The organism is Acidovorax sp. FG48 (assembly GCF_057809085.1).
This window is the reverse complement of record NZ_JBMDJH010000010.1, coordinates 1-12770: the sequence shown is the minus strand read 5'-3', so window position 1 is coordinate 12770 and position 12770 is coordinate 1. Positions and strand designations below refer to the sequence as shown.

At 60.2% G+C, this 12770-nt stretch carries 9 protein-coding genes and 1 tRNA gene; all 10 read right to left on the bottom strand.

The annotated features are described in order from the left end of the window. Positions 1-62: 62 nt before the first annotated feature. Entirely contained in the window at positions 63-4298 is a 4236-nt protein-coding gene (gene rpoC / locus ACODSU_RS15090; protein WP_060986602.1) for a DNA-directed RNA polymerase subunit beta', read from the bottom strand. 21 nt (positions 4299-4319) lie between these two features. Continuing rightward, complete coding sequence (gene rpoB / locus ACODSU_RS15085) at positions 4320-8432, bottom strand: DNA-directed RNA polymerase subunit beta (protein WP_060986603.1); 4113 nt, start codon at positions 8430-8432, stop codon at positions 4320-4322. Between the two features lie 266 nt (positions 8433-8698). After that, on the bottom strand, positions 8699-9076 hold the full coding sequence (gene rplL / locus ACODSU_RS15080) for a 50S ribosomal protein L7/L12 (protein ID WP_015012234.1): 378 nt from the start codon (positions 9074-9076) through the stop codon (positions 8699-8701). 40 nt (positions 9077-9116) lie between these two features. Then, entirely contained in the window at positions 9117-9641 is a 525-nt protein-coding gene (gene rplJ, locus ACODSU_RS15075) for a 50S ribosomal protein L10 (RefSeq protein WP_060986604.1), read from the bottom strand. Between the two features lie 240 nt (positions 9642-9881). Next, a complete protein-coding gene (gene rplA, locus ACODSU_RS15070; RefSeq protein ID WP_015012232.1) occupies positions 9882-10577 on the bottom strand; it encodes a 50S ribosomal protein L1 in 696 nt (231 codons plus the stop codon). Continuing rightward, positions 10578-11009: a 50S ribosomal protein L11 gene (rplK, locus tag ACODSU_RS15065; RefSeq protein ID WP_008907082.1), complete on the bottom strand. Its 432-nt coding sequence runs from the start codon at positions 11007-11009 to the stop codon at positions 10578-10580. Between the two features lie 162 nt (positions 11010-11171). Next, a complete protein-coding gene (nusG, locus tag ACODSU_RS15060) occupies positions 11172-11768 on the bottom strand; it encodes a transcription termination/antitermination protein NusG (protein WP_015012231.1) in 597 nt (198 codons plus the stop codon). Further along, positions 11765-12151 carry a preprotein translocase subunit SecE gene (gene secE / locus ACODSU_RS15055; protein ID WP_060986605.1) on the bottom strand — a complete coding sequence of 129 codons (387 nt, stop codon included), beginning with the start codon at positions 12149-12151 and terminating at the stop codon, positions 11765-11767. The genes nusG and secE overlap by 4 nt, the downstream gene beginning before the upstream one ends. Before the next feature lie 91 nt (positions 12152-12242). After that, positions 12243-12318: transfer RNA gene (locus ACODSU_RS15050), tRNA-Trp, on the bottom strand. A 15-nt stretch (positions 12319-12333) separates the two neighbouring features. Further along, positions 12334-12770 (bottom strand): EF-Tu C-terminal domain-related protein (locus ACODSU_RS15045; protein ID WP_488842872.1); only part of this gene is annotated, 437 nt, incomplete at its 5' end.

The following is a 12770-nucleotide window of genomic DNA, read 5'->3' as shown; positions in this document are numbered from 1 at the left end:
GGACAGGACGGGGGCGCTGTGGCGACCGCAGCAGGGCCTGGGGAAGGCCTTGCTGTTTGCTATCAGTCTGCCGCTGCGTCGGTGGCAGTGACGCTGCCACTGTCCACATCCGAGGCGTCCGACTGGGCGGCCATTTCGGCGGCTTCGGCTTCGGCGATGGCGCGGCGCTCTGCGTCGTCCATGGCGTCCTTGGCCTTGCGTGCCTGGTGGTAGGCCAGACCTGTACCGGCAGGGATCAGACGGCCCACGATCACGTTTTCCTTCAGGCCACGCAGTTCGTCCTTCTTGCCCATGATCGCGGCTTCGGTCAGCACGCGGGTCGTTTCCTGGAAGGAAGCGGCCGAGATGAACGAGTCGGTGGACAGCGATGCCTTCGTGATACCCAGCAGCAAGTTGCTGTAGGTCGCGGGGATCTTGCCCTCGGCTTGCAGTGCCTCGTTGGTATTGAGGATCTCGGAACGCTCGACCTGTTCGCCGGCAATGTAGTTCGACTCGCCGACGTTCTCGACCACGACGCGGCGCAGCATCTGGCGAACGATCACCTCGATGTGCTTGTCGTTGATCTTCACGCCCTGCAAGCGGTACACGTCCTGCACTTCATCGACGATGTAGCGCGAGAGTTCTTCGATACCCAGCAAACGCAGGATGTCTTGTGGGTCGGCCGGGCCGTCCACAATCGATTCGCCCTTGTTGACCACCTGGCCTTCGTGCACCAGGATGTTCTTTTCCTTGGGCACGAGTTCTTCCCACACCTTGCCATCAGGGTCGGTGATCTGCAGGCGGACCTTGCCCTTGGTTTCCTTACCGAACGACACCGTACCGGTCATTTCGGCCAGCGTACCCTTGTCCTTCGGCGTTCGGGCTTCGAACAGCTCGGCCACGCGTGGCAGACCGCCAGTAATGTCGCGGGTCTTCTGGCCTTCAACCGGAATACGCGCCAGCACTTCACCAGGGCCCACGTCCTGGCCATCGCGCACCTGGATCAGCGCGCCGACCTGGAAACCGATGGTCACCGAGTGGTCGGTGCCAGGGATCTTCACCTCGTTGCCCTGGGCATCGATCAGCTTGACCTGGGGACGCACGACCTTGGCGGCGCCGCGGCGCTTGGGGTCGATCACCACCAGCGTGGACAGACCGGTCACTTCGTCGACCTGCTTGGCCACCGTCAGGCCTTCTTCGACGTTCTCGAACTTGGTCTGACCGGCGAACTCGGTGATGATGGGGCGCGTCAGCGGATCCCAGTTGGCCAGGATCGTGCCGGCCTTGATCTGCTGGTCGGCCTTCACCGTCAGCGTCGCGCCGTAAGGCACCTTGTGACGCTCGCGCTCGCGGCCATGCTCGTCCTGGATGATGATTTCACCCGAACGCGCAATCACCACCAGCTCGCCCTTGGTGTTGCTCACGTAGCGCATCGTGGCGTTGAAGCCGATCACGCCGTTGGACTTGGCTTCCACGCTCGACGCGATGGCAGCACGCGAAGCGGCACCACCGATGTGGAACGTACGCATGGTCAGCTGCGTGCCGGGCTCGCCGATGGACTGGGCGGCGATCACACCCACGGCTTCGCCGAGGTTGATCAGGCCACCGCGGCCCAGGTCGCGGCCGTAGCACTTGGCGCAGAGGCCGTAGCGGGTTTCGCAGGTCAGGGCCGTGCGCACCTTCACTTCGTCCACGCCAGCAGCTTCCAGCTCTTCGATCAGGTCTTCGTCCAGCATCACGCCGGCTTCGACCAGCACCGAGCGGTTCTCGGGGTGCAGCACGTCTTCGGCCGCCGTGCGGCCCAGGATACGTTCGCGCAGCGATTCGATCACTTCACCGCCTTCAACGATGGCGCGCATCAGCGAACCATTGGCAGTGCCGCAATCCTCTTCGGTCACGACCAGATCCTGCGTCACGTCCACCAGACGGCGGGTGAGATAACCGGAGTTGGCGGTCTTCAGCGCCGTGTCGGCCAGACCCTTACGGGCACCGTGGGTGGAGATGAAGTACTCCAGCACGTTCAGACCTTCGCGGAAGTTCGCGGTAATGGGCGTCTCGATGATCGAGCCGTCTGGCTTGGCCATCAGACCCCGCATACCGGCCACCTGACGGATCTGGGCGGCAGAGCCGCGGGCACCGGAGTCGGCCATCATGTAGATGGAGTTGAAGGACTCCTGGTCCACTTCCTTGCCGTGGCGGTCCGTGACCTTCTGCTTGGACAGCTGGGCCATCATCACCTTGGACACTTCATCGCCGGCCTTGCCCCAGATGTCCACCACCTTGTTGTAGCGCTCGCCAGCCGTGACCAGACCGGACACGTACTGCTGCTCGATCTCCTTCACTTCCTTCTCGGAGCGCTCGATGATGCCGGCCTTTTGAGGCGGCACCAGCATGTCGTCGATGGCGATGGAGATACCGGCGCGCGTGGCCAGACGGAAGCCGTTTTGCAGCAGCTTGTCGGCAAACACCACCGTTTCCTTCAGACCACACTTGCGGAAGGACACGTTGATCAGGCGCGAGATTTCCTTCTTCTTGAGCGCCTTGTTCATGTTGGAGAACGGCAGGCCCTTGGGCAGGATCTCGGACAGCAGCGCGCGGCCCACGGTGGTTTCCACCAGCGAGGTCGAGGGCACGAATTCGCCCGTGGCCTTATCCTTGGTCCACTCGGTCATGCGCACGGTGATCTTGGCAGCCAGTTCGACCTGCCCAGCGTCCAGCGCACGCTGCACTTCACCGGTGTCGGCGAACACCAGGCCTTCGCCCTTGCCGTTGATACGGTCACGGGTGGCGTAGTACAGACCCAGCACCACGTCTTGCGAAGGAACGATAGAGGGTTCGCCCGAAGCAGGGAACAGCACGTTGTTGGAGGCCAGCATCAGCGTGCGGGCTTCCATTTGTGCTTCCACCGACAGCGGGACGTGAACAGCCATCTGGTCACCGTCGAAGTCGGCGTTGAAGGCCGCGCAAACGAGGGGGTGCAGCTGGATGGCCTTGCCTTCGATCAGGATGGGCTCAAAGGCCTGGATGCCCAAACGGTGCAGCGTAGGCGCACGGTTCAGCATCACGGGGTGCTCTTTGATGACCTCTTCCAGGATGTCCCACACCACGGGAGTGCCGGATTCGACTTCCTTCTTGGCCGCCTTGATCGTCGTCGCGATGCCCATGGCTTCGAGGCGCGAGAAGATGAAAGGCTTGAACAGCTCCAGCGCCATCAGCTTGGGCAGACCGCACTGGTGCAGCTTGAGCGTTGGGCCCACGGTAATCACGGAACGACCAGAGTAGTCCACGCGCTTACCCAGCAAGTTCTGGCGGAAGCGACCCGACTTACCCTTGATCATGTCGGCCAGGGACTTCAGTGCACGCTTGTTGGCGCCCGTCATGGCCTTGCCACGGCGGCCGTTGTCCAGCAGCGAGTCGACAGCCTCTTGCAGCATCCGCTTTTCGTTGCGCGCGATGATTTCTGGGGCCTTCAGCTCCAGCAGGCGGCGCAGACGCGAGTTGCGGTTGATGACGCGGCGGTACAGGTCGTTCAGGTCAGAGGTCGCAAAGCGGCCGCCGTCCAGCGGCACCAGCGGACGCAGGTCCGGTGGCAGCACGGGCAGCACTTCCAGCACCATCCACTCGGGCTTGATACCGGACTTCTTGAACGCTTCCAGCACCTTCAGGCGCTTGGCGTTCTTCTTGACCTTGACTTCAGAGCCGGTCAGGTCGCCGCGCAGCTTCTCGATCGACAGGTCGATGTCGATCGATTCCAGCAGGTCCTTGATACCTTCGGCGCCCATCTTGGCGATGAACTCATCGCCGTATTCCTTGCGCTTGGCGTCGTAGTCGTCCTCGGACATGATGCTGAACTTCTTCAGCGGGGTCATGCCAGGATCGGTCACCACGTATGCTTCAAAGTACAGCACGCGTTCGATGTCGCGCAGCGTCATGTCCAGCACCAGGCCCAGACGCGATGGCAGCGACTTCAGAAACCAGATGTGGGCGCAAGGCGCGGCCAGGTCGATGTGGCCCATGCGCTCACGGCGCACCTTGGTCTGTGTGACTTCAACGCCGCACTTTTCGCAGATCACGCCGCGGTGCTTCAGGCGCTTGTACTTGCCGCACAGGCATTCGTAGTCCTTGATGGGACCAAAAATCTTGGCGCAGAACAGGCCGTCGCGCTCGGGCTTGAACGTGCGGTAGTTGATGGTCTCGGGCTTCTTCACTTCGCCGAAAGACCACGAACGGATCTTCTCGGGCGAAGCCATGCCGATGCGGATGGCATCGAAATGCTCGTCCGGCGTGAATTGCTTGAACAGGTCGAGTAGCGATTTCATAGTGACTCTTTCCTTTTCTGCTTAGGAGCGTTCCAGCTCGATGTCCAGGCCCAGCGAACGGATTTCCTTGACCAGCACGTTGAACGATTCCGGCATGCCGGCTTCGATGGCGTGTTCGCCCTTGACGATGGATTCGTACACCTTGGTACGACCCACCACGTCGTCGGACTTCACGGTCAGCATTTCCTGCAGCACGTAGGCGGCGCCGTAAGCTTCCAGCGCCCACACTTCCATTTCCCCGAAACGCTGGCCACCGAACTGGGCCTTGCCTCCCAGCGGCTGCTGCGTCACGAGCGAGTATGGGCCGGTCGAGCGGGCGTGCATCTTGTCGTCCACCAAGTGGTGCAGCTTCAGGTAATGCATGTAGCCGATGGTGGTCGGGCGCTCGAAGCGCTCGCCCGTACGGCCGTCATACAGATACGCCTGGGTGCGCGACTCGGTCAGGCCCTTGCGCTCCTTGATGTCGTCCGGGTAGGCGATCTTGAGCATGTCCTTGATTTCTTCTTCCGAAGCACCGTCGAACACGGGGGTGGCATAGGGCACGCCGTTGGTCAGGTTCTCGGCCATGGCCATCAGCTCGTCGTCGCTGAGCTGCGACAGGTCTTCCTTGCGGCCTCGGGAGTTGTAGACCTCTTCCAGGAACTTGCGCAGTTCAGCTGCCTTGGCCTGCTCCTGGAGCATGTTGCCAATGCGCTGACCAATGCCCTTGCCGGCCCAGCCCAGGTGAACTTCCAGCACCTGACCGATGTTCATCCGCGAGGGCACGCCCAGCGGGTTCAGAACGATGTCGGCAGGCGTGCCGTCGGCCATGTAAGGCATGTCTTCGACCGGAACGATCTTGGATACCACACCCTTGTTACCGTGGCGGCCGGCCATCTTGTCACCAGGCTGCAGGCGGCGCTTGACGGCCAGATACACCTTGACCATCTTCAGCACGCCAGCAGGCAGCTCGTCGCCTTGCGTGAGCTTCTTGCGCTTTTCTTCAAAAGCCAGGTCGAAGCTGTGGCGGGTTTGCTCCAGCGCGTTCTTGATGGATTCGAGCTGTGTGGCCACTTCGTCTTCCGCAGGGCGGATGTCGAACCAGTGGAACTTCTCGACGGAGGCCAGGTAAGCCTTGTCGATCTTCGTGCCCTTGGCCAGCTTTTGCGGGCCGCCGTTGGCGACGCGGCCGGTCAGCAGCTTTTCGATACGGTCGAACGCGTCGGCCTCCACGATGCGCAACTGGTCGTTCAAGTCCAGGCGGAAGCGCTTGAGTTCATCGTCGATGATCTGCTGAGCACGCTTGTCGCGCTGGATGCCTTCACGGGTGAAGACCTGCACGTCGATCACGGTGCCCGACGAGCCTTGGTCCACACGCAGCGAGGTGTCCTTCACATCGGAAGCCTTCTCGCCGAATATGGCGCGCAGCAGCTTCTCTTCAGGCGTAAGCGTGGTTTCACCCTTGGGGGTTACCTTGCCGACCAGCGTATCGCCAGGCTGCACTTCGGCACCCACGTAGATGATGCCGGACTCGTCCAGACGGTTCAGTTGCTGTTCCGACAGGTTCGGAATGTCGCGCGTGATTTCTTCAGCGCCCAGCTTGGTGTCGCGGGCCATGACCACGAGTTCCTCGATGTGGATCGAGGTGTAGCGGTCTTCCGCCACCACGCGCTCACTGATCAAGATCGAGTCTTCGAAGTTGTAGCCGTTCCAGGGCATGAACGCGATCAGCATGTTCTGGCCGATGGCGATTTCGCCGAAGTCCGTCGATGCGCCGTCGGCGATCACGTCACCCTTGACCAGCATGTCGCCCTTTTTGACGATGGGACGCTGGTGGATGTTGGTGTTCTGGTTAGAACGCTGGTACTTGATCAGGTTGTAGATGTCCACACCGACTTCACCGGCCACGGCTTCGTCGTCGTTCACGCGCACCACGATACGGGTGGCATCCACGTAGTCCACCACACCGCCGCGGGTAGCAGTCACCACGGTGCCCGAGTCCACAGCAGCCACGCGCTCGATGCCCGTGCCCACCAGCGGCTTTTCAGGACGCAGCACAGGCACGGCCTGGCGCGACATGTTGGCACCCATCAACGCGCGGTTCGCGTCGTCGTGCTCCAGGAAAGGCACCAGCGAGGCAGCCACCGACACGATCTGCGCGGGCGACACGTCCATGTACTGCACACGGTCCGCACCGCACAGGATGGACTCACCCTTTTCACGGGCGGAGACCAGCTCACCCGTCAGGCGGCCGTCCTTATCGAGCTGCGCATTGGCCTGCGCAATCACGTACTTGCCTTCTTCGATCGCCGACAGATAGTCGATGTCGTTGGTCACCTTGCCATCCACCACGCGACGGTACGGGGTTTCGATGAAACCGTACTCGTTCAGGCGGGCGTACAGAGCCAGCGAGTTGATCAGACCAATGTTGGGGCCTTCCGGCGTTTCGATAGGGCAAACGCGACCGTAGTGGGTCACGTGCACGTCACGCACTTCGAAGCCTGCGCGTTCGCGGGTCAGACCACCTGGACCCAGAGCGGACACACGGCGCTTGTGCGTGATTTCGGCAAGCGGATTGGTCTGGTCCATGAACTGCGACAGCTGCGAAGCACCGAAGAATTCCTTCAGGGCGGCCGAGATCGGCTTGCTGTTGATCAGGTCGTGGGGCATCAGCGGCTCTTGCTCGGCCTGGCCCAGACGCTCCTTCACGGCCTTTTCGATACGTGCGAGGCCCGTACGGTATTGGTTCTCGGCCAGTTCGCCCACGCAACGCACGCGGCGGTTGCCCAGGTGATCGATGTCATCGACTTCGCCATTGCCGTTGCGCAGGTCCACCAGAATCTTGACCACGGCCAGGATGTCTTCGTTGGACAGCACCATGGGGCCGGTGGATTCGTCGCGGCCGATCTTGGCGTTGAACTTCATGCGGCCCACGCGCGACAGGTCGTACGTGTCGGGGTTGTAGAACAGGCGCTGGAACAGGGCCTGCACGGCGTCTTCGGTCGGTGGCTCGCCAGGGCGCATCATGCGGTAGATGGCCACGCGGGCAGCGAACTCATCCACGGTTTCATCGATGCGCAGGGTCTGCGAGATGTAAGCGCCTTGGTCCAGTTCGTTCGTGTAGATGACCTGCAGGTCTTGCACACCAGCAGAACGCAGCTTCTTGAGCAGCGCTTCGGTCAACTCTTCGTTGGCCTTGGCAATGATTTCACCGGTGTCGGCGTCCACAATGTTGCGGGCGACCACACGGCCGATCAGGAAGTCTTCAGGCACGCTGATGTGCGTGGTGCCAGACTGTTCCAGTTCGCGGGTGTGACGGGCGGTGACACGCTTGTCCTTGGCCACGACCACCTTGCCGGACTTGTCGGTGATGTCGAAGCGCGCGACTTCGCCACGCAGACGCTCGGGCACGAACTCCATCTGCGCGCCGCTGTCCATCAGGCGGAAGTTGTCGTTGACGAAGAAGTTCGCCAGGATGGACTCGGGGTTCAGGCCAATGGCCTTGAGCAGGATCGTGACCGGCATCTTGCGGCGACGGTCCACGCGGAAGTACAGGATGTCCTTGGGGTCGAACTCGAAGTCGAGCCAGGAACCACGGTAGGGAATGATGCGTGCCGAGAACAGCAGCTTGCCCGAGCTGTGGGTCTTGCCCTTGTCATGCTCGAAGAACACGCCAGGCGAGCGGTGCAGCTGCGACACGATCACACGCTCGGTACCGTTGATGATGAACGAGCCCTTGTCGGTCATCAGGGGCACTTCGCCCATGTAGACCTCTTGCTCCTTCACTTCCTTGACCACCTTGGACTGCGACGTCGAAGACTCGCGGTCATAGATGATCAATTGCACCTTGGCGCGCACGGCCGAGGCGAAGGTCAGACCACGGGTCTGGCATTCGCGCACGTCAAAAGCCGGCTTGGCCAGGTTGTATTCAATGAACTTCATCTCCACAAAACCGTTGTGGGAGACGATCGGGAAGGCAGCGTCGAATGCAGCCTGAAGGCCTTCGATGGTTCTTTTCTGGGGTGCTGTATCTGCCTGCAGGAAAGCGGTGTATGCGTCCTTCTGCATCTGCAGCAGATAAGGAACTTCGAGCACGCTATCGCGGGTGCCGAAACTTTTGCGAATTCGCTTGCGTTCGGTGTAGGAATAGGCCATGAGATCTCCGGGCAAAGACATGAGTCCTGGGTCTTCGACGACTGACCCGCAAGGAGCGTGGTCCTTGCGGGCTTGGCGGTTGGCCACTACCAACCATGGCGGACGGTGATGCGTTGCACATCACCCGAACCAAGGCGTCTTCTGCTGTCGGGATTGTCAGAAGACACTCGAAAGCCGCGTTGAGAACGGGGCTTGCGGGTGCGCTCTGAAAGCACCAAAGGCTGGAGGCCCTTTGAGGAGCACTCCAGCCCTTGGGCAAGACCAAATTACTTGAGTTCGGCCTTGGCGCCGGCTTCCACCAGCTTCTTGACGGCTGCTTCGGCGTCGGCCTTGGCAATGCCTTCCTTGACGTTCTTGGGAGCGCCGTCCACCAGGTCCTTGGCTTCCTTGAGGCCCAGACCGGTGATTTCGCGCACTGCCTTGATGACGGACACCTTGTTGGCGCCAGCGTCGGTCAGCACCACGTTGAATTCCGTCTTTTCTTCAGCAGCAGCTGCGCCGCCGCCGCCGCCAGCTGCAGCAGGAGCAGCCATGGCTGCAGCGCTCACGCCAAACTTCTCTTCAATGGCCTTCACCAGGTCATTGAGTTCCAGGACCGTCATGCTGTCCAGCGCGGTCAAAAATGCGTCTTTATCGAATGCCATTTTGATTTCCTAACAATTGTGTTGGTTGACTGCCCAGCTATCAAGCTGCTGCAGGTTCGGCGGCCGGTGCGGCTGCGCCTTCGCCTTTTTTCGCCGCCAGTGCGCCCAGCACGACGGCCGTACGCGACATGGGGGACATAAGCAAGCCACAAATCTGAGCCAGCAAAACTTCCTTGGAAGGAATGTTGGCCAGTTGCTTCACGCCATTGACGTCCAGGGCCTTACCACCGAAAGCGCCACCGCGAATCACCAACTTGTCGTTGGTCTTCGCAAAGTCGGACACCACTTTCGCGGCGGCCACAGCGTCTTCGGAGAAGCCATAGATCAGGGGACCAGTCATCTGGTCTGCCACCACGTCAAACTGGCTGCCTGCCACAGCACGGCGGGCCAGGGTGTTCTTCAGAACACTCAGGCTCACACCCTTGCTGCGAGCATCGACGCGCAGTTTGGTCATGTCGGCGACCGTGATGCCACGGTATTCCGCAATCACAAGCGTTTGAGCTTTAGCGGCGAGGCTGGTCACTTCACTGATGACCGCTTCTTTCTCACTGCGATTAAGACTCAAGGTCTACTCCTTAAATTGCGCATTCGGATTTGCACCCTTTTGCGCGCTCTTGTTGCAGCGACCAACTGTTTCGGAACGGATTCCATCTGCAGCGGGATCGCCATCTGCGTTGGCCCCAAGGAGGGATTAAGTGCGGCGAACCACACACCAACGGTCTTGGATGGCCTGCAGGCAGTTGTTACACCACCCACAGCCCACCACATCAGGCCCTTTGAAAGACCTGAAGATTTCTTATCGCAATTACGCTGCGATGGATTGCGTATCCACGCGGACGCCAACGCCCATCGTGGAGGACACAGCGACCTTGCGCAGGTACAGACCCTTGCTCGAAGCTGGCTTGGCCTTGTTCAGGGCGTCGATCAGTGCAGCCAAGTTGCCTTGCAGCTTTTCGTTGTCAAACGAACGGCGACCGATGGTGCTGTGGACGATACCGGCCTTGTCCACACGGAACTGCACTTGACCCGCCTTGGCGTTCTTCACGGCCGTAGCGACGTCAGGAGTCACGGTACCCACCTTGGGGTTAGGCATCAGACCACGGGGGCCCAGGATCTGGCCCAGGGTACCCACGACGCGCATGGCGTCTGGAGCAGCAATCACCACGTCGAAAGGCATGTCGCCAGCCTTGACCATGGCGGCCAGGTCGTCCATGCCCACAACGTCAGCACCTGCGGCCTTGGCTTCTTCAGCCTTGGCGCCTTGTGCAAACACGGCCACGCGGGTCGTCTTGCCAGTACCGTTGGGCAGCACCACAGCGCCACGCACCACTTGGTCCGACTTCTTGGCATCAATGCCCAGCTGCACCGCCACGTCGATGGATTCATCGAACTTGGCCGTTGCGGCTTCTTTCACCAGCGCCACTGCGTCTGCAAAAGCGTACAGCTTGGTGCTGTCAACCTTGCCCTGCAGGGCCTTTTGCTTTTTCGTCAACTTGGCCATTTACAAACCCTCCACCGTCACGCCCATCGAGCGTGCGGAACCAGCCAGCGTACGGACAGCAGCGTCAACGTTCGCGGCGTTCATGTCCTTCATCTTGGTCTTGGCGATTTCTTCGAGCTGTTCGCGCGTGATCTTGCCGACCTTGGTCTTCAGGGCATTGGAAGAACCCTTTTCGAGCTTGATGGCCTTCTTGATCAGAGTCGTCGCAGGCGGCGTCTTGATGATGAAGGTAAAGCTCTTGTCTGCAAACGCCGTGATGACCACGGGCAATGGCAGGCCTGGCTCCACACCTTGGGTCTGCGCATTGAATGCCTTGCAGAACTCCATGATGTTGAGGCCACGCTGACCCAGTGCTGGGCCGATAGGTGGGGATGGATTGGCCTTACCAGCTGGAACTTGCAGCTTGATAAAACCGACGATTTTTTTCGCCATGTTTTACTCCTGACGGGTCATAACGCTTGTGTTGCACCGAGCAACCACCAGCTCCCCGGGGTTAACGACTCACTGTGACGATGTCCGCACCGAGCCGAAAAGTGCGGCATCCAAAAATTTTGTCCAGATCACCGAGGTCGAACGCCTCAATGATCACGGGACTTATGTCTTTTCGACCTGTCCGAATTCCAGCTCCACAGGGGTAGAGCGGCCAAAGATCATCACGGAAACGCGCACACGGCTCTTTTCGTAATTGACTTCTTCCACGGAACCATTGAAGTCTGTGAAAGGGCCTTCCTTGACGCGCACCAACTCGCCCACCATGAACTCGATCTTGTGGCGCGGCTTGTCGGTGCCTTCCTGCATCTGGCTGACGATCTTTTGCACTTCGTCTTCCGAGATGGGCGCCGGACGGTTCTTGGCCCCACCCACAAAACCCGTCACCTTGTTGGTGTGCTTCACCAAGTGCCAAGTGTCGTCATCCATCACCATCTCAACGAACACATAGCCAGGGAACAAGCGACGCTCCGTCGTCTTGCGCTGGCCGTTTTTCATTTCGACGACTTCTTCGGTCGGCACCAGAATGCGGCCGAATTTGTCTTGCATGCCAGAGCGGCCGATCCGCTCCTGAATATTGCGCTCCACCGCCTTTTCCATGCCCGAATAGGCATGAACGATGTACCAGCGCAAGTCGGGATTGGCCGAGGCAGAAGCGCCTGCAGGAGCCTGTGCTCCCGTGATTTCCGCAGCGGTCGTCATGACTTTCTCCAACCCAAAATCAAGTCGTACAAGACCCATTCCAGCGTCTTGTCCGTGAACCACAGGAAAAGCGCCATGATCACCACAAAGGCGAACACATAGGCCGTCATCTGCAAGGTTTCCTTGCGGGTGGGCCAGACCACCTTTTTCACTTCGCGCCATGCATCCTTGGCAAACGCGACAAACTGACGCCCGGATTCCGACATCAGAAACACTGCTGCCGCTGCGACCAGTCCGACGATCAGCGCAGCCCACTGCACGACAGCGCCCTGCTTGCCCAACAAATAAAAGCCCGCAACAGATGCAATGACCAAAGCCACCACCGCTGCGAGCTTGGCCTTGTCTGCGCCTGTATTGACAGTTTCAACCTGTGAAGTGGCCATCTTTGAGTATTTCCTGCTTCCGATTCACGGCATCACCTAAGACACCGAAGCCCGCCAGAGTCTGGCGGGCTTGTTGGGGGCCACATTCAAGTGGCAGGGGCAGTAGGAATCGAACCTACAACCTTCGGTTTTGGAGACCGACGCTCTGCCAATTGAGCTATACCCCTGTATACCTTGCTTGATTAAGCAATGATCTTGGCCACGACGCCAGCGCCCACGGTGCGGCCGCCTTCGCGGATAGCGAAGCGCAGACCTTCTTCCATGGCGATGGGGTTGATCAGCTTCACAGTGATCGACACGTTGTCACCAGGCATGACCATTTCCTTGTCGGCTGGCAGCTCGATGGCGCCAGTCACGTCGGTCGTGCGGAAGTAGAACTGGGGACGGTAGTTGTTGAAGAAAGGAGTGTGGCGGCCGCCTTCGTCCTTGCTCAGCACATACACCTCAGCCGTGAAGTGGGTGTGGGGCTTGATCGAGCCGGGCTTGCACAGCACTTGGCCGCGTTCCACGTCTTCGCGCTTGGTACCGCGCAGCAGCAGGCCGACGTTGTCGCCAGCTTGGCCCTGGTCCAGCAGCTTGCGGAACATTTCCACGCCGGTGCAGGTGGTCTTTTGCGTGT

What these genes read in the sequence shown, in the direction of transcription:
- rpoB (WP_060986603.1), bottom strand. Translation starts at nt 8,432, where the DNA reads ATGGCCTATTCCTACACCGAACGCAAGCGAATTCGCAAAAGTTTCGGC.
- secE (WP_060986605.1), bottom strand. Translation starts at nt 12,151, where the DNA reads ATGGCCACTTCACAGGTTGAAACTGTCAATACAGGCGCAGACAAGGCC.
- rplA (WP_015012232.1), bottom strand. Translation starts at nt 10,577, where the DNA reads ATGGCCAAGTTGACGAAAAAGCAAAAGGCCCTGCAGGGCAAGGTTGAC.
- nusG (WP_015012231.1), bottom strand. Translation starts at nt 11,768, where the DNA reads ATGACGACCGCTGCGGAAATCACGGGAGCACAGGCTCCTGCAGGCGCT.
- rpoC (WP_060986602.1), bottom strand. Translation starts at nt 4,298, where the DNA reads ATGAAATCGCTACTCGACCTGTTCAAGCAATTCACGCCGGACGAGCAT.
- rplL (WP_015012234.1), bottom strand. Translation starts at nt 9,076, where the DNA reads ATGGCATTCGATAAAGACGCATTTTTGACCGCGCTGGACAGCATGACG.
- rplK (WP_008907082.1), bottom strand. Translation starts at nt 11,009, where the DNA reads ATGGCGAAAAAAATCGTCGGTTTTATCAAGCTGCAAGTTCCAGCTGGT.